Source organism: Thiorhodovibrio litoralis, from assembly GCF_033954455.1.
Classification (GTDB): domain Bacteria; phylum Pseudomonadota; class Gammaproteobacteria; order Chromatiales; family Chromatiaceae; genus Thiorhodovibrio; species Thiorhodovibrio litoralis.
This window is the reverse complement of the sequence record NZ_CP121473.1, coordinates 3526662-3548398: the sequence shown is the minus strand read 5'-3', so window position 1 is coordinate 3548398 and position 21737 is coordinate 3526662. Positions and strand designations below refer to the sequence as shown.

The 21737-nt window shown below is 65.6% G+C and carries 18 protein-coding genes and 1 pseudogene; 8 read left to right on the top strand and 11 right to left on the bottom strand.

Features of this window, described 5'->3' with window-relative positions; all coding sequences use genetic code 11:
* Positions 1 to 108 precede the first annotated feature (108 nt).
* Positions 109 to 1299: pseudogene (locus tag Thiosp_RS15900) on the top strand (PAS domain S-box protein).
* Here the strand turns inward: Thiosp_RS15900 and Thiosp_RS15895 are convergent.
* The 6 genes from Thiosp_RS15895 to Thiosp_RS15870 form a co-directional block, all read right to left on the bottom strand.
* Positions 1266 to 1418 carry a hypothetical protein gene (locus Thiosp_RS15895; protein WP_201066734.1) on the bottom strand — a complete coding sequence of 51 codons (153 nt, stop codon included), beginning with the start codon at positions 1416 to 1418 and terminating at the stop codon, positions 1266 to 1268. The pseudogene Thiosp_RS15900 and the gene Thiosp_RS15895 overlap by 34 nt on opposite strands.
* A 51-nt stretch (positions 1419 to 1469) precedes the next feature.
* Positions 1470 to 2267, bottom strand: coding sequence for a zinc transporter ZupT (zupT, locus tag Thiosp_RS15890; protein WP_201066736.1), 798 nt, complete (start codon positions 2265 to 2267; stop codon positions 1470 to 1472).
* Positions 2268 to 5378, bottom strand: coding sequence for an efflux RND transporter permease subunit (locus tag Thiosp_RS15885; protein WP_201066738.1), 3111 nt, complete (start codon positions 5376 to 5378; stop codon positions 2268 to 2270).
* Positions 5375 to 6550 (bottom strand): efflux RND transporter periplasmic adaptor subunit, encoded by a 1176-nt coding sequence (locus tag Thiosp_RS15880; RefSeq protein WP_201066741.1) that lies wholly within the window; start codon positions 6548 to 6550, stop codon positions 5375 to 5377. The genes Thiosp_RS15885 and Thiosp_RS15880 overlap by 4 nt, the downstream gene beginning before the upstream one ends.
* Before the next feature lie 228 nt (positions 6551 to 6778).
* Positions 6779 to 7378: a superoxide dismutase gene (locus tag Thiosp_RS15875; protein WP_201066743.1), complete on the bottom strand. Its 600-nt coding sequence runs from the start codon at positions 7376 to 7378 to the stop codon at positions 6779 to 6781.
* Positions 7379 to 7508: 130 nt separating this feature from the next.
* Positions 7509 to 8027 carry a DJ-1/PfpI/YhbO family deglycase/protease gene (locus tag Thiosp_RS15870; protein WP_201066745.1) on the bottom strand — a complete coding sequence of 173 codons (519 nt, stop codon included), beginning with the start codon at positions 8025 to 8027 and terminating at the stop codon, positions 7509 to 7511.
* Between the two features lie 425 nt (positions 8028 to 8452).
* Here Thiosp_RS15870 and Thiosp_RS15865 point away from each other — a divergent pair, with 425 nt between their 5' ends.
* The 5 genes from Thiosp_RS15865 to Thiosp_RS15845 all read left to right on the top strand — a co-directional run bounded on the left by Thiosp_RS15865 (position 8453) and on the right by Thiosp_RS15845 (position 12710).
* A complete protein-coding gene (locus Thiosp_RS15865; protein WP_201066748.1) occupies positions 8453 to 8623 on the top strand; it encodes a thiamine pyrophosphate-dependent enzyme in 171 nt (56 codons plus the stop codon).
* Positions 8624 to 8679: 56 nt separating this feature from the next.
* Positions 8680 to 8967, top strand: coding sequence for a hypothetical protein (locus Thiosp_RS15860; protein ID WP_242518562.1), 288 nt, complete (start codon positions 8680 to 8682; stop codon positions 8965 to 8967).
* 104 nt (positions 8968 to 9071) lie between these two features.
* A complete protein-coding gene (gene gndA, locus Thiosp_RS15855; protein ID WP_242518564.1) occupies positions 9072 to 10610 on the top strand; it encodes an NADP-dependent phosphogluconate dehydrogenase in 1539 nt (512 codons plus the stop codon).
* Between the two features lie 158 nt (positions 10611 to 10768).
* Positions 10769 to 11557 carry an endonuclease/exonuclease/phosphatase family protein gene (locus Thiosp_RS15850; protein WP_323697124.1) on the top strand — a complete coding sequence of 263 codons (789 nt, stop codon included), beginning with the start codon at positions 10769 to 10771 and terminating at the stop codon, positions 11555 to 11557.
* Positions 11558 to 11678: 121 nt separating this feature from the next.
* Positions 11679 to 12710: a sodium:calcium antiporter gene (locus Thiosp_RS15845; RefSeq protein ID WP_201066752.1), complete on the top strand. Its 1032-nt coding sequence runs from the start codon at positions 11679 to 11681 to the stop codon at positions 12708 to 12710.
* 32 nt (positions 12711 to 12742) lie between these two features.
* Here Thiosp_RS15845 and Thiosp_RS15840 read toward each other — a convergent pair whose 3' ends face one another.
* The 5 genes from Thiosp_RS15840 to Thiosp_RS15820 all read right to left on the bottom strand — a co-directional run bounded on the left by Thiosp_RS15840 (position 12743) and on the right by Thiosp_RS15820 (position 17558).
* Positions 12743 to 14560, bottom strand: a complete 1818-nt coding sequence (locus tag Thiosp_RS15840) for a cation:proton antiporter (RefSeq protein WP_201066754.1) — start codon at positions 14558 to 14560, stop codon at positions 12743 to 12745.
* A 30-nt stretch (positions 14561 to 14590) separates the two neighbouring features.
* Positions 14591 to 15247: a DUF4396 domain-containing protein gene (locus Thiosp_RS15835; protein WP_201066756.1), complete on the bottom strand. Its 657-nt coding sequence runs from the start codon at positions 15245 to 15247 to the stop codon at positions 14591 to 14593.
* A 120-nt stretch (positions 15248 to 15367) separates the two neighbouring features.
* Positions 15368 to 16177, bottom strand: a complete 810-nt coding sequence (locus Thiosp_RS15830) for a family 1 encapsulin nanocompartment shell protein (RefSeq protein WP_201066758.1) — start codon at positions 16175 to 16177, stop codon at positions 15368 to 15370.
* Positions 16178 to 16197: 20 nt separating this feature from the next.
* Complete coding sequence (locus Thiosp_RS15825; protein WP_201066761.1) at positions 16198 to 16587, bottom strand: encapsulin-associated ferritin-like protein; 390 nt, start codon at positions 16585 to 16587, stop codon at positions 16198 to 16200.
* Positions 16588 to 17366: 779 nt separating this feature from the next.
* Positions 17367 to 17558 carry a hypothetical protein gene (locus Thiosp_RS15820; RefSeq protein WP_201066762.1) on the bottom strand — a complete coding sequence of 64 codons (192 nt, stop codon included), beginning with the start codon at positions 17556 to 17558 and terminating at the stop codon, positions 17367 to 17369.
* A gap of 33 nt (positions 17559 to 17591) precedes the next feature.
* On the opposite strand from Thiosp_RS15820, the gene Thiosp_RS15815 reads away from it, so the two are divergent.
* Positions 17592 to 18449 (top strand): efflux RND transporter periplasmic adaptor subunit, encoded by an 858-nt coding sequence (locus Thiosp_RS15815; RefSeq protein WP_201066764.1) that lies wholly within the window; start codon positions 17592 to 17594, stop codon positions 18447 to 18449.
* On the top strand, positions 18446 to 21712 hold the full coding sequence (locus Thiosp_RS15810) for an efflux RND transporter permease subunit (protein ID WP_201066766.1): 3267 nt from the start codon (positions 18446 to 18448) through the stop codon (positions 21710 to 21712). Before Thiosp_RS15815 ends, Thiosp_RS15810 begins: the two co-directional genes overlap by 4 nt.
* Positions 21713 to 21737 lie beyond the last annotated feature (25 nt).

Below are 21737 nucleotides of genomic sequence, written 5' to 3'. Positions count from 1 at the left end.
CCGGCTTCCCGCTGTCGGCCAGTAACGGCCCCCGTGATCCCACACGCATTCCATGTCCTTCAAATGGCTTGGAAATGGGTCCCGCAATTATCGTGATTACGCTCAGCCATGACCGATGGCGTGCTGGTGGTGAATCGCCAGGGCCTGATTGTCGACTGCAATCCTGTGTTTCATCACCGCCTGGGCTATCGCAAGGACGAACTCATTGGGCAGTCGGTCGCCGCGCTCGATTCTCCGCAATTCGCGCTTCAGGTACCGCAGCGGTTGGCTGCGATCGAGCAACAGGGGCAGGCCACCTTTGAGACCGCCCACTATCGCAAGGACGGTTCGGTCATGCCGGTCGAACTCAATTCCCGCTGCTTCCAAGTCGCTGGCGAGTTGATGTTCTTCGGCGTGGTGCGCGACATCACCGAGCGCAAGCAGCTGGAGGCGCAGCTGCACGAAGGTGTCGAGACCTATGAGGCCGCCATCAAGACCACGACTCTGGGGTATTGGATGGTGGACATGGGCGGGCGTTTCCTGGAAGTCAACGCGGCCTATCTGAAGCTGTCCGGCTACAGTCGCGATGAGTTTTTGACGATGAGTATCCCCGCTATCGAGGCTGCGGAGCAACCGGGGGAAACCGCCAGCCATATCGCCTGGATCATCCACAATGGCTCCGACCGCTTTCGCAGCAAACATCGTCGCAAGGACGGCAGCCTGTGGTCGGTGGAGGTGGTGACCAGCTACTCGCGCGTGCAGGGAGGGCGATTATTTGTCTTCGTTGAAGATATCAGCGAGCGGGTGATTCAGGAAAGTCGCCTGGAGTTGGCCGCCCAGGTGTTTGACACCATGGATCAGGCGGTGGTGGTCACGGATGCCGACAACCGCATCGTTACGATCAACCCGGCCGCCGTGCAGATCACGGGTTACACCGTCGAAGACGTGCGTGGAAAGGACCCCAAGGTCTTCGCCTCCGGGCGTCATGATCGCACCTTCTATGACGTCATGTGGGCGTCCTTGCATTGTTCCTGACACTGGGAGGGCGAAATCTGGGATCGGCGCAAGGACGGTACCCTGTACCCCAAATGGCTCAGCATCAACGCCATTCACGATAGCCAGGGTGCGCTCAATCAATACGTCTCGGTGTTCTCCGATATCACCGATCGCAAGAAAACCGAGGAGCTGGTCTGGCGCCAGGCCAACTTCGACACCCTGACTGGGCTACCCAACCCGTTTATCCGCAGGTTTGTTCAGCCGCTAACAGCTGCCCAGCGGCGGCCTGGTCACGCGCGCGGCGGCGTCTCGCCATCGCGATAGTCGCCAAGGGCAACGCGGCGATCGGGCGGCGCTAGGCCGACCGAGTCAGCCGCAGCGATCGGCTCGCCGAGCAGACACAGCAACAACAACCCGGTCGGCAGTAGCCGAGGAGCTTTCACGGGAAGCTCGGCTGTCGGTATCGGCGAGCTTTCGTGTTGGCGGCTCTTTGTCTATAGCAACAGCAGACTGAGCGCCATCACAGCCATGCCGGCGACCAGGGCGTAGACGGCCAGATGGTGCTCGCCGTAGGTCTCGGCCGCCGGCAGCAGCACATCGAAGGCGATGAAAATCATGATCCCGGCGACTGCGGCCAACGACAAGCCAAGCAGGATATCCGACCAGACAGTGGCGACTACCAGCAGGCCGAGCAAGGCGCCGAGCGGTTCTGACAATCCCGAGAGCGCAGACCACCCGAAGGCTTGCGCGCGGCTTGCGGTCGCGTAATAGACCGGCACCGAGATGGCGATGCCTTCGGGGATATTGTGAATGCCCACCGCGATCGCCACCGGCAGGCCAAGATGCAGATCCTCAAGCGAGGTCAGGAAGGTGGCCAGCCCCTCGGGTAGGTTGTGCAGCGTGATGCTGAGTGCGCTCAGCAGGCCAACGCGCATCAACTGGTCGGCCTTGCCTGCCTGGGTCGGGCTGGCGTCGGGCACGCGCATCTCGTGCGGGTTGTAGCCGAGCGGCACCAGACGATCCAGGGCGGCGGCCACCAGCATGCCGGCAAAGAGGGCGGCGACGGCAATGCTGTGCGCGGAACTGACCAGGCCTTCGAGCGCCGTGCTGGCGGAGGGAAAGAGCTCCACGAAGGACACATAGATCATCACGCCGGCGGAAAAGCCCAGCGCCACCGACAGGAACCGCAGGTTGGTTGGCGGCGCGAAGAAGGCAATGACAATGCCGATTGCTGTCGCCAGCCCGGCCAGAAAGGTCAGCAGCAGCGCCGGCGCGATCACGGCAATGTCCATTCAGTCCGCCTCCGCCGCCTGCCGCTGTGCTGCCAGCTCCCGCGCCAGCGCCTCACGCGGGCGGCTGTGCCGAACCAGCAGCCGATAGAGCACCGGCACCAGAAAGAGCGTCAGCAGTGTCGCGGCCAGGATGCCGCCGAGAATGGTCAGCCCAATGATGCGCCGGCTCTCGGCGCCCGGACCCACCGCCAGCGCCAAGGGCAGGGCGCCGAACAGGGTGGCCACTGAGGTCATTAAAATCGGCCGAAAGCGCACCCGCGCGGCTTGCATCAGCGCCTGTTCCAAGGATTCACCGCGGTCGCGCAGCTGATTGACGAACTCCACCAGCAGGATGGCATTCTTCGCCATCAGTCCGATCACCAGAATGAAGCCGATCTGCGCATAGAGGTTAATCGAGCCGCCGCCGAGCCAGAGCGCGACCAGGGCGCCGAGCAGCGCCAGGGGCACTCCGGCCAGCAACACCAGCGGTTGTACGAAGCTCTCGAACTGCGCCGCCAGCACCAGGTAGACGATCCCCAGCGCCAGCGCGAACGCGAGCAGGAAGGTTCGGCCCGAGCGCTGATAGTCCTGACTGACCGACAGCCAGCGAATTTCCACATCCGCCGGCAGCAGCGGCTTGGCCCGGGCTTGCAGTTCATCGAGCACATCGCCGAGGGCCGCGCCGCCCGCCAGCGAGGCCTTCAGGGTCACCGCCGCGCGCCGGTCGATGCGCAGTCGCTCGGCGGCACGGCCGACCAGCTCGGTGTCGATCAACCCGGACAGCCGCACCAGGGTGCCGTCGTCGGCGCGCACCTCAACCCGATCCAGGTCGTTCGGCACCGCGCGGTCGGCGTCGCGCGCGCGCACCATCACCTCATAGGTCTCGGCATCGATGGCAAAGTCGGTGATGTCCTCACCGCCGATCAGAATTTGCAGGCTGCGCCCGATGTCGACGAGCGACACCCCGAGCGCCGCCGCGCGGTCACGGTCGACGCGAATGCGCAGTTGCGGATTGGTCGGCTGATAATCCAGCCGCGCCTGGGCAATCTCGGGCATTTTCCGCGCTTCGGCCAGCACCTGCTGGGCCAGTGCATGGACCTCATCGAGGTCGGCGCCGGTCAGCGCCATTTGAATCGGCTGCTCGAAACTGCCGCCGCCCAGACTGGGTGGATTGATCGCGAAGGCCTGGGCGCCGGCCACGCTCGCCAGCTTAGGCAGCAGTTGCTCGGTGACCGCGAATTGGCTCAGCGCGCGTTCGCTCCAGTCCTTGAGCTTGAGGATGACAATGCCGGAATTCACCGGTCCCTGACCCGCGCTGCGCGGGGCGACCAGGGAGATCACATGGCGCCCGGGACCATCGGGACCGAGCAGCGGTTGCACCAGCCCCTCGATCTCGCGCAGCACCTCCAGCATGCCATCCAGCGTGGTGCCCTCGGGCGCGCTGACCGGGATAAAGATGGTGCCGCGGTCCTCGCGCGGCGACAATTCTCGCGGCAGCTCGCGATAGAGTCCAACCAGCGCGGCGATTAGTGCCAGAGCCACGGCCAGCACCAGCCAACGTGCCTTGAGCGTGACACCCAGCATCCGTTGATAGCCGCCGCCGAGCCGCTCGATTACTCCGCCGACCCGCATGCGCAACCCGCTGGCGGCGATGCGCTCGGCATCGATTAGCCGCGCCGCTACGCTGACCCCAGCGGTCAGGGCCACCAGCGAGGACAGCGCCAGTGCGCCGCCCAGTCCGGCCGCGAATTCCCCGAACAGCCGCCCGGCATCGCCACCGAGAAAGCCGAGCGGGGCGATCACCGCCAGCAGCACCGTGGTGGTGGCGATGACCGCGAAGGCCACCTCGCCGGCGCCCAGATCGGCCGCCAGCAGCCGCGGTTTGCCCTGCTCGGAGAAGCGAAACACATTCTCGCCGACCACAATGGCATCATCCACCAGCAGGCCGATGGCCAGAATCAGCGCCAGCAGACTCAGCACATTGATGGAAAAGCCCAGCGCCCACAGCAGGATGAAGGCACCGACCACTGAGGCGGGCAGGGTTACTGCCGGCACCAGGGTCGCACGCCACGAGCCGAGTGTCAGAAAGACCACCGCGATGACCAACGCAATGGTCAGCAGCAGGGTCGAGAGAATCTGGCGGATGGATGCCTCGACGAAGGTCGCGGCATCATAGGGAATGTCGAGCGCCACCGCGTCGGGGAGCCGGTTCTTGAGCGTTTCCAGCTTGGCGCGCACGCCATGGGAAACGGCCACCAGGTTGGCTCCCGACTGGCGCACAATGCCCAGCCCGATGCCCGGCTCGCCGTTCAGGCGCACGGCGGTGCGCTCGGTCTCGGGGCCGTACTCAATTTCGGCGACCTCGCCGAGGCGGATCTCGGCGCCGTCGCGCTCGGCCAGGATCAAATCGCGAAAGGCCTCGGGGCGTTTCAGCTCGGTCAGGGTGCGCAGGGTCATCTCCCGTCCCTCGGAGATCAACCGCCCGGCGGGCAGCTCCAGATTGCGCGCGCGCAGGGCGCGCTCGACATCCAGCACCGTGACCTCATGGGCGTTCAGCTTGCTGACATCCAAATGCACGCGCAGCGCATAGCGGCGCTCCCCGCCGAACAACACCCGCGCCACGCCCGGAACGGTCGAAAGGCTGTCGACCAGGTGGCGCTCGGCCAGATCCGAGAGCTGGAGCCGATCGAGGCTGTCGCTGGTCAGCACCAGCCACATCACCACCTGGGCGCTCAGCGAGCGCTGGGCGATGCGCGGCGCCTCGGCCTGATCCGGCAGGCTGTTGCGCACCGAGCTGACCCGCTCGCGCACATCGGCGGCGGCCAGATCCAGGTCGCGATCGAGCGCGAACTCCACCTCGATGCGCGCGCGCCCGTCACGCGCATTGGCGCGAAGCTGGCGCACGCCGTCGATGCCGCTGACCGCTTCCTCGATCGGCTCGCCGACCTCGCGCTCCACCACCGCCGCCGAGGCCCCGGGGTAGCGCACAGTGACGGTCACCGTGGGATCATCGACATCCGGATATTCGCGCACCGGCAGATTCAACACCGCCGCCGTGCCGATCAACAGAATCAGCAGCGACAGCACGCTGGCCACCACCGGACGGGTGACGGCGAGGGTGGTGAGTTTCATTGGTCCGCTCCCGCCGGCATGGGCGCATCGGGTTTGGCGACGCGCACCGCGCGCCCGTCGCGCAGGCTTTGCACACCGGCGACGACCGCCCGTTCACCCTCATTGACTCCGTCGCGAATCTCCACCCAGCCGTCACGGCGCAGACCCGTTGCGACCGTGCGACGCGCGACGCGGGTCGATTCGCCCGCGCCGGCTTGGAGGACGAACAGATGCTCGCTTGGCCCCTCGGCGACCACGGCTTGCTCAGGCACCCGCAACAGGTCTCGGCGCCCGGTGATCAGGCGTGCGCGCATGAACAACCCGGGTTTCAGCCGGCGCTCTGGGTTTGGAAAGCGCGCCTCGAGCCTGAGGGTGCCGGTATCTGGGTCGACGCGCGGGGTGATGAAACGCACGGCGCCACGGAAGGTCTCGTCAGGAAAGGCCGGCGTGGTCGCGCGCACCTCGGCGCCATGGGCGACTTGGCCCAACACGGTGCCGGGCAGGTCGAGCGCGAGGTCGAGCGGATCAAGCTGCTGCAAGCGCGCGATCGGGGTGCTTGGCTCAAGCAATTCCCCGGGGCTGACCAGGCGCTCGCCCATCACCCCGTCGAAGGGTGCGATCAGCGTGCGGTCGCGCAGATCCTCGCGCGCCAGCTGTAAGGCCGCCAGCGCCTGTGCGGTGGTCGCGGCAGCTTGCTCCTGTTCCTGGGTGGAGACGAAGTCGCGCCCGCTGAGTTCCTGCAACCGCGCCTGGGCGTTCTCGGCCTGGCTCAGGGTCGCGGCCGCTTCCCGCACCGCCGCCTCGGCGCGATCACGCTCCAGACGCAGCAAGGTGTCGCCGGCTGAAACCGGCTTGCCCTCGCGGAAGCGCAACTCGGCGACCCGGCCGCGTCCGCGCGATTTGAGCATCAGCTCCTCCGGTGCGCGCAGGGTGCCAGTCGCGTCTAGGCGACTTTCGACCCGGGCGCGCTCGACCGGGACGACCTCGACTGGGGCCGGCGGGCGCCCCTGCGATGCCTGCTTGCCCAAGGCACCGTCAGTGGACTCGTCAGCGGAGGTCTGGCTGGCCCGCGCCCCGCTTGGGCCCAGTTGAAAGATATCCGCTGGCGAGAAGGCCAACAGAGTCAGTACCAACAGAGTCAGTAAGACTGCCGACAAAAGCCGACGCCCAAGCAAGGAATGATCGCTGAACACCGTATTCGCGCTCCTGTAGTAAGACCGATGGAACGGCGGATGCAGGGATCGCGCCAGATGACGAGTTGGCGGCTCGGTGCGCAGGCCGGCGCGCAGGCGGAAGCGCAACGCCGGGGTGATTGGGGCTTATGCCCCGGTGCTGGTGTCAATTCACCACTCCAAACGCCATCTCAGTGCCTGGCACCGGCGCCATCAGTATCGCGCCTGGCGCCGGCGACCGTGCGGGCATCACGGACTGAAAGGCTCGTCGGCGCCCATGTTCTTGGCAGCGAATTCCCAGTTCACCAGGTTCCAGAATGCCTCGACGTAGCGCGCCTTCTCGTTGCGGTAATCGACGTAGTAGGCGTGTTCCCACATGTCGCAGGTCAGGATCGGCTGGTGGCCCTCGGTTAGCGGATTACCGGCATTGCTGGTGGCTTGAATGTGCAGCCGGCCATCGGCATCGCGCGCGAGCCAGACCCAGCCGGAGCCGAACAGGGTGGTCAGGGCATTGGAGAACTGTTCGCGCAAACTCCCGATATCGCCGAAGTCGCGCGTGATGGCGCCGGCCAGTTCTCCTTCGGGCTCGCCGCCGCCGTTTGGACTCAGGCATTGCCAGTAAAAGGCATGATTCCACGCCTGGGCGCCGTTGTTGAAAATGCCGCCTGAGGCCGTGGCCGCAATCTCGTGCAGCGGTCGATCAGCCCATTCGGTGCCGTCGATCAGTCCATTGAGCTTGTTGACATAGGTCGCATGATGCTTGCCGTGGTGCAGCGATAGGGTTTCGGCCGAGATGTGCGGCGCCAGGGCATCGGTGGGGTAGGGTAGATCAGGAAGTTGATGGGTCATGGTGATGCTCCGTTCGTGGGATTGTTTGGGTCTTGGGATCGTTCCGGGTTAGGGAACGCGGTGCGCTGATCCTCCCCATCGCGTCGCAAACGAGACCGGGGAATGAATGGGCGGAGTGGCTGCCCGGGCGCTAAGCGGCGGTCGAGGGGACATCCAGGACGCGCAGCATTTGGGTGATGAACATCGGCAGATCGCCGGGCTCGCGCGAGGTGACGAGCTTGCCGTCGGTGACCACCGGCTCGTCGCGATAATGCGCGCCGGCGGCCTGGAGTTCGTCGGCGACGGCGGGATAGCAGGTCATCTCACGTTTGTGCACACGTTCGGCCGAGATCAGGATCTGCGGTCCGTGACAGATCGCGGCGACGGGTTTGTCCGCATCCATCCAGTGGCGAGCGAGATCGAGCACTGTCGGATCCTTACGCAAGGCCGCCGGGGCTCGTCCACCGGGCAGCAGTAGGAGTGCGTAGTCGTTCGGGTCAACCTCGGTGATATCGAAATCGCTGGCGATGGCGGTTCCCTCCTTGCCGGTGATGGTGCCGCCGCCAGGACAGGCGACATCCACCTCAACGCCTCCCAGCCGCAGTGCGGAGACCGGGGCGGTGAGCTCGGTATCTTCGAATTGGTCGGCGCTGATGGTGAGTGCGCGCATAGGATTTCTCCTGAAAGATGAAATGAATCGATCGAAATGAGTGGTTCATGGCGCCGTCGCGCGATCATCGAGAGCAGATGAATGTACGACTGCGCGCGATGCAGTCAACGATTTCTGGGAACTAAGCAAACCCCATGCCGAGACTCGGGACTGCCCCGCGAAGGCACCGCAGAGTCACGCAAACCGGCGCGGCGCTGGCACGGCGGCTTTCTTCGGCGGTTCACGCCGCAGGGAGCAGACGGGGCTTTTCCCCCGGCGACGGTTGAGATGCCCCGGTGGTTGAAGCCCAACGGGCTGCCTCAGCGGGGTGTTGGCTGCGCCTGATCGCACTGTTCTGCCGCTTGCGCTTTTGCTGGCATGTCCTTTGCCTTTGATCCTTGCAGGCCACCTGTTAGAGCGGCGCCCTCGACGAATCCCGCGAGAGCTTGCGCCAACTCGACAGCACGATCGAAGGGCATTCTTACCCGCGCAACCCCTGGGTGCCCGCTCTGACAGGATCCCTCGGCCAGGGGCTGTCCATCGTCAATGGCCTGGCTCTGGCCAATCGCTGCGACGGTATCCACGCCCGGCTCTATTGTCTGCTGGGCGATGGCTAGTGCAGCGAAGGCGGAGTGTCGGAAAGTCGATTCAACCAAAACGCAACGGAGGACCTATGACGGCGATGCACGCCACCCAAAGCGATACAAATGCGATGCCCTGCCCGAATCCCGATGTGCTGTTGGCGCGCGAGGATTTGAGCCGGGAGGACAAGATCACCCATCTGCATCAATGGGAGCTCGACCTGCGCGAAAAATTGGTGGCGGATGAAGAATCCATGACCAGTGACCTGGCGGCCGATGATCCCTGCCAGGCCAGCGAGCAGCTCGCCGCCGTGCTGCAGGCGCTCGAGCGCCTGGGATCAGGCGCTGAAGCCCATCCGACACCAACCAAACAGGGGTGAGGCCATGAGTGTGATTCAAGTGCTGCGCTCGCATTGGCGTGGCCCCGTGTGAAAGCGCGTTCGTTCAGGGATCAACAACCGAGGCAGAGCCTCCAGGCAAACGCATGATGACAGTCAACGCTCAACCCTCCGCGATCGGCCTCGTAGGCCTGGCCGTCATGGGCCAGAATCTGGCCCTGAATATTGCCGATCATGGCTTTCGCGTCTCGGTCTACAACCGCACCACCGAGAAGATGCAGGCGTTTGTTGACACCCATCCGGACACCCCGGGAGGGCTGGTCGGCTGCGCAACGCTTGAGGCACTGGTGCAATCCCTCGCACGGCCGCGCAAGATCATTCTGATGGTCAAGGCGGGGAGCGGCACCGATGCCGTGATCGACCAACTCGCGCCATTGCTTGAGGACGGCGACATTCTCATCGACGGCGGCAATTCCAAATGGACCGATACCATCGCACGCGAGCAGCAGCTCGCCGAGCGCGATCTGCGTTTCATCGGCAGCGGGGTTTCCGGAGGCGAGGAGGGCGCGCGTTTCGGTCCCTCGCTGATGCCGGGCGGACGGGAAGATGCCTGGCGCGAGATTGCGCCGATCTGGAGAGCGATCGCCGCCAAGGTCGATCCCGACACCGGCAAGCCGCTGCTCGGCGCTCAACCCGGCAAGCCGGTCGCAGGGGGCGAGCCCTGTGCCGCTTACATCGGACCAGACGGTGCCGGCCATTACGTCAAAATGGTGCACAACGGCATCGAATATGGCGACATGCAGATGATCTGCGAGGCTTATGACCTGATGCAGCGCCTCCTTGGCATGCGTCCGGCTGCGATCGGCGAGACCTTCGCCCGTTGGAACAAAGGCGTGCTCGACTCCTACCTCGTGGAGATCACCGCCGATATCCTCCAGCAAACCGACCCCGTTACAGGCGCGCCCTTGGTCAATATCGTGCTCGACGCGGCCGGCCAGAAGGGTACCGGCAAGTGGACCAGCATCAATGCGCTGGATCTGGGCGTAGCGGCACCCACCATTGCCGAGGCGGTGTTCGCTCGCTGCATCAGCGCTTTCAAGGACGAGCGCACCGCCGCCGCCGAGAGGCTCGCCGGTCCAGTTGGCCATCCGCTCAGCGAGGTGTCAGAGGATGATCGCAACGCCTTGCTGGAGGCGATCCAGGACGCACTCTACTGCGCTAAGATCTGCTCCTACGCCCAGGGCTTCCAACTGATGCGCGCGGCCCAGGCCGAGTATGGCTGGTCGCTCGACTTTGGCGAGATCGCGCAGATCTGGCGCGGGGGCTGCATCATTCGTGCGGTCTTCCTGCAGAAGATCACCGAGGCCTATCGGCGCGACCCCGATCTGCCCAATCTGCTATTGGATCCCTACTTCAAAGACGCGATCGATCGCGCCCAATCCAACTGGCGCAAGGTGGTCGCCTTGGCCGCTCAGCACGGCGTGCCGGTGCCGACCTTTAGCGCCTCGCTGGCCTATTACGACAGCTACCGCTGCGCGCGCCTGCCGCAGAATCTGCTCCAGGCCCAGCGCGATTATTTCGGTGCCCACACCTATGAGCGGGTTGATCAGGCGCGCGGGCGCTTTTTCCATCTCGACTGGCCTGACCCCGACCGGCCTCAGAGCGAGCCGGCGGCCCCCGCATGATCTGGAGGCGCATCATAAAGCGCCTTGCCGGCGTGCCCGATGCGGACCCGGCCGAGCCGCGGTTTCAGACCCTGGCGCCTTACCGCTTCAATCCTGCCCGCGGCACCTGGCAACCGGAGCGGGATGAGCAAGCAGCGATCCCGGATCGCCTGACCTTGGTGACCTTCAACATCTGGTTCGGGGAGTTCCGCTGGCGCGAGCGCCTCGCCGCCCTGCTCGACATCATTCGGGACTGCCGTGCGGACGTGATCACCTTGCAAGAGGTTATGCCGCGACACCTCGAGAGGATCCTGAGGGCGGATTGGGTCCGTGATGAGTTCGGCGTTTCCGACGTTGCTGGTGAGACGCTGCAGCCGCACGGGGTGCTGACCCTGTCGCGACTGCCGGTGCGCGGATTTGGCCTATACCCCTTGCCCAGCGCGAAGGCGAGGAAGCTGCTGATCGCCGAGATCGGATCGGGCGAGCGGGCGCTGCGCATCGGCAACCTGCACCTCGAGAGCTCGGGAGGCGCGACACCGGTGCGCCTGCAACAACTCGATACCGTGCTACCCCGTCTGCACGACGCTCAACATGCCGTGCTGATGGGGGATTTCAACTTTGATCCTTTGCAACGGCGCGAACAGTCGCGCGTCGAGGCCCACTTCCGCGACCTGTGGGCCGAGCTGCGAGGCGATGACCCGGGCTATACCGAGAACACAGACGTCAACCGCATGCGCCTGCTGCACAAGAACAAGGAAAAACAGGTTCGCTTCGATCGCGTTCTGTTGCGCGCCTCGCGTCCGGGCTGGGCGCCGGAGTCGATCCGACTCATCGGAACCCGGCCGATCGACGCGGATCAGCTGGCGCTGTTTCCATCGGACCACTTCGGGCTTGCGGCCTCTCTGAGTTGGGATGCCGGTGAAGGCGACGACACCCGAAAAACCTCAACTGTTTCACCAGCATCATAAGGATATGACCATGCGGTTCTCGGACAAGCGATTGTTGCACCAATGCGCGATTCCGGACCTGGTGTTGGCATTGCCCGGCGCGGCGCTGGCCGGGTGACTACTTCCGTCGTATTCCATTGACATGAACCCAGAACAGTTTTCGCTGCCATTGACGCTGCTGATGTTCTGCGGCGGCACCTTGGTCATCGCGCTACTTGGCACGCGGCTCACCCGCATCGCTGATCGACTTGCTGATATCACCGGCCTTGGCGAAGCGGTCTTTGGCGCCGTGCTCTTGGGCGCGGCGACCTCGCTGCCCGGCAGTGTGGCAACCATCACCACCGCCCTTGCCGGTCGTGCCGACCTGGCGGTGGGCAACGCGGTGGGTGGCATCGCGGCGCAAACGGCCTTCTTGGTCATCGCCGACAAGGTCTACCGGCCGGCGAATCTTGAGCATGCGGCGGCCTCGGTGGCGAATCTGATCAACGGTGCCTTGCTGTGCGCTTTGCTCGCACTTCCCCTGCTGGCGGCGACCGGACCCGCCGTTTCCCTGTGGGGCGTTCATCCCGCATCCGTGCTAATCCTCGTCATCTATCTCTTCGGGCTCAGGCTCGCCTCGGCCACCAACGCGGCGCCGGGGTGGCAGCCGGTAGTGACCGCACAGACGCGCGAGGATGCGCCCCAGGAAGCCCAGGCCGGCGTGCGGGAGGCGTGGCGGGCATGGCGATGGTTTCTGGTCCTGGTCGCAATTATCGGCGTGGCCGGTTGGGCTGTCGGCGCCTCTGGTATCGGGCTGGTGCGTCACACAGGACTCTCGCAGACCGTGGTTGGTAGCCTGTTTACGGCGGTGGCGACCTCGCTGCCGGAACTGGTGACAGCAGTGGCTGCGGTGCGTCAAGGCGCACTGACGCTCGCTGTTGGCGGCATCATTGGCGGCAATACCTTCGACGTGCTGTTTCTGGTGTTTGCCGACCTGGCCTATCGCGACGGCTCAATCTACCACGCGGTCAGCGATCAGCCGCTGTTCATCATCAGCCTCACCATCCTGCTCACAGCCTTCCTGCTGCTGGGCCTGGTCCGGCGCGAGCGCCGTGGGATTGCCAATATCGGTTTCGAGAGTGTCGCCGTGCTTGTCTTTTACCTGGCTGGCGTCGTGACCCTGGTCAGCTGGTGATTGTGGTCAGCTGTTCGCCAGGCATCAATCATTCAGTCAGCGTCCTGATCTGCCGACTCGCTCGAGCCAACCAGCCCGACCACCTTCCAGTCGGCGTGCGGTCGGGGTTGGTCACTGCCATCAAAGGGCAGGATATTGCCCTGTGGATTGACCGCGAACAACGGGGTCACCTGTCCCCGATGTTCCTTGAGATAGTCCTCCCAGGCGAACATGGCGGTGAGCGTCGTGATGCGGATCTCGGCCCCTTGTCCTAGCAGGCTGGCGAGCTTGGCGTAAGTGATCTGGGTTCCGAACAGCGTTTGGTCGCGGCGATGGCGGCGGCGGATTTCCGCCGGCAAACGCGGGTCGCGCTCGCCCGGCGGCAGCCGATAGACCTTGTTGCGGCCGAACACCTTGCCGAACTCCAGGCTGGTCAGCGTATTGAGATCAGCGCGCGGCGAGAGGGCGAACAACAGCCCCAGGCCGGTCAGCTCCAGATTCAGCTCGGCGTGCTCGGAGGTCGGGTTGCCATAATAGGCGGGCAAGCCCTGTAGTCGCGCCTCCGCGATCTGGTCCCAGTTGGGGTCGGTGAGCAACACCGGGATGTTCAGCCGCTGCAAGGCGTCTCCGATCGCGCGCGCGACCAGGTTGGCTCCCACAATCAAGACGCCACGCGGTGGAGGCTCGCGCACGCCGAGCAAGGCCGCGAGCGGCTTGGCCGTGGCGCTTTGCAGGATGACCGTGAACAAAATTACCAGGAAGGTCAGGGGAACCAATGCCTCGGCGCCCGCGTGGCCCGCTTCGTCGAGGCGCAGCGCGAACAGTGCCGAGACCGCGGCGGCCACGATACCGCGCGGCGCGATCCAGGCGAGCAGTCCGCGCTCCGGCCAGGATAGCGACGTGCCCCAGGTGCTTGCCAGCACCGCCAATGGCCGACCGAGCAGCTGCATCCCGAAGAGCAAGCCGACCACACCCCATCCCAGGGCCGGAATGGCCGCCGGGTTCAGCCGCGCCGCCAGCAGCACGAAGAGCCCGGAGATCAGCATCAGGCTGAGGTTCTCCTTGAACGGCAGGATGTCGTCCAGGGGAACGCCTTGCATGTTCGCCAGCCAGATGCCCATCACCGTGACCGCCAGCAGCCCGGATTCGGCGTGAATCTGGTTGGCGAGATAAAACACGCCGATGGCCGCAACCAGAGTGGCGAGAATGTGCAGATAGCCAGGCAGCCAGAAGCGCCGCAGCACCTCCCCGGTGACCCAGCCGGCCAAGGCGCCGATCAGCAGGCCGACCATCAGCAGCAGCCCGAAGGTCAGCAGGGAAGCTCCCAGACTGACCTGGCCGCCGGTGCTCAGCACGAACTCGAACACCAGCACCGCGATCAAGGCCCCGATGGGGTCGATGACGATGCCCTCCCAACGCAGCACGCGTGCGACTTTTTGGCTCGGACGCACGCTGCGCAGCAGCGGCCCGATGACGGTGGGGCCGGTGACTACGGTCATGGCGCCGAAGAGCACCGCCAGCGGGAGTGAGAGATCGACGAAGAACCAGGCCAGTGCCGTGGTGCTGGCCCAGGTGACTATCACTCCGAGCGTCAACAGCCGTCGCACGGGCGCTTCCAGCCCGCGGACCTCGTGCAGATGCAGGCTCAGACCGCCCTCGAACAGGATGATCGCCACCGCCAGGGACACGATGGGAAACAACAGTTCGCCGAACAGGGCATCCGGATTCAACCAGCCCGTGAGGGGGCCGGCGACGATGCCGGCGGCGAGCAGAAAAACAATGGCCGGCAGACGCAGGCGCCAGGCGAGCCAGTGTGCCGCCAGGGAAAGCGCGCCGATACCAGCGAAGAGACTCACGGCTTGCTGCGACATCGAATGGGGTGCTCCTGGTTATGGCGCCGGTCAATGGGCGTGCGCCGCCATGGCCCTCGGATCATGCATCCCCTGCTTGACGCCGAGGCGAATCAGCAGCGCGTTGACCGGATAGGCGGCAGCGAAGCCAAGACTGAGCGAGATGATCAGGGAATTCCAGAACAAGGGCTCGGCGATGGTGGCCTTTCCGGCAAGGGCGAGATCGACGCTGATTGCCGTGATTTCCATCACTGTGATGCTGGCGCTTTCCGTGATAAAGGCATCGCGCAGAGCTTGGCGTGTCGCCACCCCCTCTTGGATCAAGGGGCCTGCGGTGAGCGCGAACCCGGCCACATAGGCGAGCAGGAAGCTTAGCCCCGCGACCCACAGATTCCCAAGACTCAGGAGACCCGCGGCGATCAAAACGCCGGCGATTTCCCCGCCTCCACAGCCGGAATAGCAATGGGCGGTGGAGCGGCAGGCGCGTCGCCATAGATCATCGCGCGGGATCTGTTTGCGCCCGGACCAGTAATACAGGGCCAAGCCGAGCGGGCCGGAGTAGGCCACTGTCAGCAGCCAGACCCATTGCATCAAGCCGGCGATCTCGGGATTGGCACGACGCAGATCGACGGCCAGCGTGACCAGCGACGCACCCGCGAGTAACAGCCAAGCCGTCAGAATCCAGGGATAAGAGAGAAGTGAGGTCATCACAACTGGCCTCCGGATACAAAGGATTGATACTAAAAACCGATACTGGCGACCCGAGCAGAGGCCAGGCCAGCAGCCATCAAGGTGCCCGGGCCACCGCCGCTCGGCGGCTCATGGCGGTCAGCTCGTCTCTTCCAGCGTGCAAATGGCCTGCGGGTCATCGAGCAGAAAGACCAGGCTTTCGGAAATGAACAATTGCAGGTGAATTCCATCGCTGGCGGCGAAGCCGACCCGCAGGTCCTGGCCGAGCTTCAGCTCGCCGACCCGTGGGTCGACCAGCACCGCGCCGTTGATCGCGGCCTTGTAGACACCGGCCTCGCAGAGGCGGCGCAGGTGGTCGACCTGGAGCATGTCGCTGCCCTGGTAACGGCGAAAGAGTGCGTTATAACGCGCCGGGGAAAGTGCCAGCGCATAGGGGCCACCGAAGCCGTTCGCATCGAGCTGATTCACGGCGCCCAGGACATCATCGATGGCCTGCTCGACCTGCACCCAGTCGCCGCAGTTGGCGCTGGCGCGGCCCTTGGCCGTCAGCAGCCCCTCGAGTCCCAGCTCCGGGACACCCTGATAGATAATGTGCTCCTCGCGCCGCGCGACTGCCTCGGCCGCGTCCTCGGCGGCGCGAAGGTCGAGCGGCAGGCCCAGTCCAAGATGGCCCTCGACGCGGCGGCGGCTCAGGTGGAAAGCGCGCTGCACCATGGGCACCGGCAGCGCGCGGCTGCCGATTGTGGCGGCCAGGTCGACGTCATCATCGGCATCGACCCGCGCTTCCGGGCCGATCTCCAGGCTGGTGAGGCCAATGCCATAAGGACCATCAAGATCAAGGAAACGGCGCCCGGTCAGCACCTCGGAGGCGGCTTCAAGCGCGCTCGCGTCAATGCGTTCCCACACCGATTCGGGCAGTCCGGCGGCGTTGCGGTTCAAATCGCTCATCAGTGCTCCTCCCTGTTGGGTTATTTCAGGCTGCCAAGGGTCAGTGACGCGGGTGCGCCAGCGTCGTCGCCCGCCGGTGCTTCGCCCGCTGGGGCTTCGCTTTCGGTGGCGGCGTCCTCGGCCTCGGTGATCGGCACCTGGCTAAACAGATAGGTGCGCAGCTGGTTGTCGAACTCCCCATCGCGGCGGCGCAGCCACTCCAGCACCATGGCGCTGTGCTCGATCTCCTCGCGCATGTTGTGCAGCAGGACCTCGCGCAACTCACCGTCGCGACAGGCCTCGGCGCGCTGGCGATACCAGTCGACTGCCTCGAGCTCCTCCTGCAGAGAGACCAGGGCGCGGTGCATATCGCGGGTCAGTGCGCTGAGTTCAGCAGGGTCTTCGTGAAGACCATTGGTCGAATCGGCCATGGGATTCGGCTCCTTCTTTAGCGGAATGCATGGATTGTCGCGGCGCGGGCGGCGTCCCTTAATTGATCGGACGCGCCCGCGCCGACCCAGTCTCTGCAAAGAGGATGCCGATGTTGCCGGATGGCGAAAACGCGTCGGGTGCCAGTGGTGAGAAAGGCCGGCGCCACGGCTCAGGCCAAGCCAGGCTAGCATGGGCTGTCGCCGCCGCAGCGATCCACTCGGCCCGGGTTCGGGTGCTGCTTCCTAGCGACCGGGTGCAAATGCCCCGGTGATGGTTCAAACCCCCCAGTCTGCGTCCTAGGCTCCTCTTGCGAATCATTTTTGATCTGAGACGGCGCCGTTCGGCTTGCCGAGCGATCCGACCACGCGCTGTCTCGCGTTGCTGGTTAATCAGCGCCGAATGGGTTGATAAAGCCCGGTTGATTTAAACCGTATTCGGGTTGTTATGAACTACTCAAGCGCGGGCGCACGACGATCCGGCTGCTCGGCGTCCGGCGGCATAGTCAACTGGCACGGTGTCTGCTTGCAGTCGGGCGAAGCCTTCGGATCATCGGGTCTCGGCTCGCTGAATGCGTACACCCTTTAGCATCACGCCAGCACCAAGCCCCGTGATTACGGGGAAGTCGAGAGCTATCCGCCTTTAAGACCCATCAGCAGTCACGACCCATCCGGAGTCAAGACCCAATCCGCAATCAAGACAAGGAGCAACCCCAATGCGAACCATACCGCCTCAAGCCAGGCAGCGGCAGCCTGGTCAGCCTTGCGCGACAGGATGTCGCCTACTCGGGCTGGCGCTGCTGCTGACCGGCTTGGTCATGGTCGCGCCCGCCATGGCGGACGCGACGGACGGCGCTGGTTCCGGCAGTGGGGCTGCGAGAGAAATTGGGAGAGAAGCTGGGAGCGAAACTGGCGGAGAAGCTGGCGGAGAAGCTGGCGGAGAAGCCGGCACGGGCGGTGACAAGAGCGATCAAACAGGCTACCTCGTCGCGGCGGAACGGGTCGCTGTGAGCCGTGTCGTGCATGCGCAGGTGCGTGCGGTGGAGCGCCCGGAAGCGCGGGCGCGCATCGCCGGTCTGTTGCGCGATCTCGCTGTCGATGAGGGTGATCCGGTTGAGGATGGCCAGATCATCGCGCGGGTGGAGCCGGTGAAGCTCGACGCGCGCCTTGCCGTGGCCAAGGCGAAGCGTGCCCAAGCCGAAACCCGGCAAAACCGCACGCGTCGGGCGCTGGCCCGCGCCGAGGAGCTTCACGCCGACCAGGTGATGAGTCAGGCTGATCTCGACGACGCCCGCGAGGCAGCCGTCTCGGCTGACAACGCGGTCGACGCCGCCGACTCCGAGGTCGACACCCTGCTTGCGCGCCGCCGGCGCGGCGACATCCCGGCGCCGGCCACCGGCTGGGTCATGGAGGTGATGCCCGCCAATGGCAGTCAGATGCAGCCCGGTGCTCTGATCGCGCGCATTGCCGCAGCGCCGGCGGTGATTCGCGTCGCCGTGCCGGAGCGCCACCTGGACCGGCTTCAGGAAGCCATGGCGCTGACCCTGGAGACGGCCTCGGGTCCGCAAGAGGCCGAACTTGTGCACCTGTATCCGCAAGTGCACCAAGGCCGGGTCGAGGCTGACCTGCGCTTGCCCGAGGATCAACCCCCGCTGCCGCTTGGGCGTCGGGTGGCAGTCCGGCTGAGACTGGAGGAGGTCGAGCGGTTCCTGGTGCCCGAGCGGCTGATCAGCGTCCGCCATGGTCTGACCTTTGTTGAGCGTGCCGATCACGGGCGAACCTTGATCCAGCTCGGCGCGCGCCGGGGTGCGCGGATGACCGTCCTCTCGGGTCTGCGCACCGGCGACCGTCTGGTTGCGCCATGACGGCACGCGACCAGCCTCAGCCATCGGATCAGGAGCAGCCGTCGGCAGGCGCCTTGGGCCTGGCGGGGCGCATCAGCGCCTTTTTCATCGACAACCCGGTGACGCCGATCCTGATTCTGATTGCGGTGGTGCTCGGTGTCGTGGGTATCACGCTGGTGCCGCGCGAAGAGGAGCCGCAGATCCCGGTGCCGTTGGTTGAGGTGATCGTGCCGGCGCCGGGACTGTCGGCGCAGGATGTGGTGGAGGCGATCACGCGCCCGGTCGAGGACATCGTCACCGGAATCGCGGGCGTGGACCACGTCTACTCGCGCAGCCGCGAAGGCCAGGCGGTGATTTCGCTGCGCTTCTATCCCGGCACCAGCAGCGATGATGCGGCCTTGCGCGTGATCGAGCGCATCGGCGCCAACGGCGAGCGCCGACCGGCCGGTATCCCCGAGCCCTTGATCGTCGCTCGCGGCATTGAGGACGTGGCCGTGGTGACGCTCACCGTCGCACCAACCGCAGCGGCCGCCGAGCGTTACAGCCGAGCCGATGCCTGGGACATCGCCGAGGAGCTGCGCTGGCGCATGGCCACCATCGACCGCGTGGGCCTGACCTACCTGGTCGGCGCCGGCGGCACGCAGCTGCGGGTGGAACCGGACCCGAGTGCACTGGCCCGCTGGGGCGTGAGTGCCAGCGAACTCGTCGAGCGCATCGCCGCCGCCAACGAGACCCTGGCGCCCGGCGATCTGCTCTCGCCGCAGGCCGGGCGTCAGGCACTGAAGCTCGGCGGCGGACTCGCCGACCCCAGCACCCTCGGCAACCTGGTGGTCACCACCCGCGACGGCCGCCCGGTCTATGTGCGCGACCTGGCCCGGACCCTGATCGCGCCGCCGCAGCCGGGACCGCTGGTTTGGCATCAGGAGACCACCGAGGACGGCGCATTGCAGCCCGCGCGGCCGGCGGCGGTGCTGGCGATCGGCAAGCGCCCGGGGGCCAATGGTGTCGCGGTGGCCGAGGCGGCGCTGCAGGTCTTGGAGACCGCGCGCAAGGACATCATCCCCGCCGGCATGGAGGTGAGCATCACCCGCAACTATGGCCAAAGCGCCAGCGACAACGCCCGCGCGCTGCTGTGGCAGCTGGTCGGCGCGACCCTAACCATTGTCGTGCTGATCGCAGCGGCGGTCGGGGTGCGCGAGGCGCTTGTTGTCGCCCTGGTGATCCCGACCACGATCTTGCTGACCTTCTTCGCCCTCTGGGCCTTCGGCGACACCATCAACCGGGTCAGTCTGTTCGCGCTGATCTTTGCCATTGGCATCCTCGTTGACGACGCCATCGTGGTGGTGGAGAACATCACCCGGCACTGGGGCGGACAGCCCCCCGATGATCACGCGCGGGCTGCGGCCATGGCGGTGCGCGCTGTCGATGAGGTCGGTAACCCGACCCTCATCTCGACCCTGACCATCATCGCGGCGCTGCTGCCGATGCTGGCGGTAACCGGTCTGATGGGGCCCTATATGGCGCCGATCCCGGCCAATGCGTCGGCGGCGGTGATCTTCTCGACGGCGGTGGCATTAACCGCCACGCCCTGGCTACTACTGCGCTTGCGCGGGCTGCGTCTGCCGCTGCGCCAGTCTCAACCCGGTCGTGGTGACGGCGATCCCTTAGGCGCCCTTTACCGACGTATGGCGGCGCCCGTGCTGCGCACCCGCCGGCGCGCGGCGCTGTTCCTGCTGGTCGTGCTGCTCGCCACCCTGGCTTCCTTCGCGCTGTTCGCCGTATCCGCGGTGACGGTCAAGCTGCTGCCGTTCGATGACAAGCGTGAGATCCAGGTGGTGGTCGATTTGCCGGAGAACGCCACCGCCGAGCAGACCGACCGCGTCCTGCGCGCTATCGGCAACCGCCTGGCGCCGATGCCGGAGATCACCAGCCTGCAGCGCTATGTGGCCACCTCGGCGCCGTTTAACTTTAATGGCCTGATCCGGCAGTACTATCTGCGCGAGCTGCCGTTTCAGGGCGACATCAAGGTCAACCTGTCACCGGCCGCCGAGCGCAAGCGCAGCAGCCACGCCATCGCCTTGGCGATCCGCGAGCGCATCGCTGATGTGCCGGCGCCGCGGGGCACGGCGATCCAGGTGGTCGAGGTGCCGCCAGGACCACCGGTGTTTGCGACCCTGTTGGCCGAGGTCTATGGTCCCGATCCACAGAGCCGGCGCACGGCCGCGCGCGCGGTGCGCGCGGCCTTTAACGAGGTCGATTTCATCGTCGATATCGACGACAGCATCGGCGTGCGGCGTGAGCGCCTGCACCTGCGGCCCGATCAGGCGGCCTTGGAGCGCCTCGGCGTCTCCGAGCGAGCGGTCTTGCGTGAACTCGACCTGCTGCTCGGCGGCCGCGCGTTGGAGCCGACCACCGAGCGCGCGGCCCACGGCGCTTGGCCTGTCATCATTGAACTAGGGCGCCGTGATCGGGGCCAGTTGGACACGCTGCTATCCGCCCCGGTTGCCGCGGCCGAGGGGCTGGTCGAACTCGCTCAGGTGGTCAACCTGGAGTCCGCGCAGACCGAGCGGCCGGTGTTTCGGCGCAACGGGCGCAGCCTGGTGATGGTGCAGGCGACGCTGGCCGGCAAGCGCGAGGCGCCGCTCTACGGCATGCTGCAGGTGCAGCAGGCACTGCGGGCGGCCGATGTCGATATCGCGGTCCGGCTGCGCGGCCAGCCGGTGTCGCCCGAGCGTCCGGTGCTGCTCTGGCACGGCGAATGGGAGATCACTTACACCACCTTCCGCGATATGGGGCTGGCCTTCCTCGGCGCCTTTGTGCTGATTTATGCCCTGGTGGTCGGTCACTTCGGTCGGTTCAAGCTGCCGCTGGTGATCATGCTGCCCGTGCCCTTGACCCTGCTTGGCATCGTGGTCGGTCACTGGGTCATCGGCGCCAAATTCACCGCGACCTCGATGATCGGCTTCATTGCTCTGGCCGGGATCGTCGTGCGCAACTCCGTGCTCTTGATCGAGTTTATCGAGTCACGCCGGCAGGCTGGCGCCAGGGTGCGCGAGGCAGTGATTGAAGCCGGCGCGGTACGTTTCCGCCCGATCCTGCTCACGGCGGTCACGGCGATGATCGGCGCGCTCTTCATCATCCTCGACCCGATCTTCAAGGGGCTGGCGACATCGCTGTTTTTCGGCCTGATCTCCTCCACGCTGCTGACCACGCTGGCGATCCCGGCGCTGTACATCTGGCGCCGCGGCGATGATCGTGATCCCCAGGCCCAGCGCGCAGGCTAGGTCGCGGTTAGGTGCTCGGCCAACG

What these genes read in the sequence shown, in the direction of transcription:
- zupT (WP_201066736.1), bottom strand. Translation starts at nt 2,267, where the DNA reads ATGGACATTGCCGTGATCGCGCCGGCGCTGCTGCTGACCTTTCTGGCC.
- Thiosp_RS15885 (WP_201066738.1), bottom strand. Translation starts at nt 5,378, where the DNA reads ATGAAACTCACCACCCTCGCCGTCACCCGTCCGGTGGTGGCCAGCGTG.
- Thiosp_RS15875 (WP_201066743.1), bottom strand. Translation starts at nt 7,378, where the DNA reads ATGACCCATCAACTTCCTGATCTACCCTACCCCACCGATGCCCTGGCG.
- Thiosp_RS15870 (WP_201066745.1), bottom strand. Translation starts at nt 8,027, where the DNA reads ATGCGCGCACTCACCATCAGCGCCGACCAATTCGAAGATACCGAGCTC.
- Thiosp_RS15860 (WP_242518562.1), top strand. Translation starts at nt 8,680, where the DNA reads ATGACGGCGATGCACGCCACCCAAAGCGATACAAATGCGATGCCCTGC.
- gndA (WP_242518564.1), top strand. Translation starts at nt 9,072, where the DNA reads ATGATGACAGTCAACGCTCAACCCTCCGCGATCGGCCTCGTAGGCCTG.
- Thiosp_RS15845 (WP_201066752.1), top strand. Translation starts at nt 11,679, where the DNA reads ATGAACCCAGAACAGTTTTCGCTGCCATTGACGCTGCTGATGTTCTGC.
- Thiosp_RS15840 (WP_201066754.1), bottom strand. Translation starts at nt 14,560, where the DNA reads ATGTCGCAGCAAGCCGTGAGTCTCTTCGCTGGTATCGGCGCGCTTTCC.
- Thiosp_RS15835 (WP_201066756.1), bottom strand. Translation starts at nt 15,247, where the DNA reads ATGACCTCACTTCTCTCTTATCCCTGGATTCTGACGGCTTGGCTGTTA.
- Thiosp_RS15830 (WP_201066758.1), bottom strand. Translation starts at nt 16,177, where the DNA reads ATGAGCGATTTGAACCGCAACGCCGCCGGACTGCCCGAATCGGTGTGG.
- Thiosp_RS15825 (WP_201066761.1), bottom strand. Translation starts at nt 16,587, where the DNA reads ATGGCCGATTCGACCAATGGTCTTCACGAAGACCCTGCTGAACTCAGC.
- Thiosp_RS15810 (WP_201066766.1), top strand. Translation starts at nt 18,446, where the DNA reads ATGACGGCACGCGACCAGCCTCAGCCATCGGATCAGGAGCAGCCGTCG.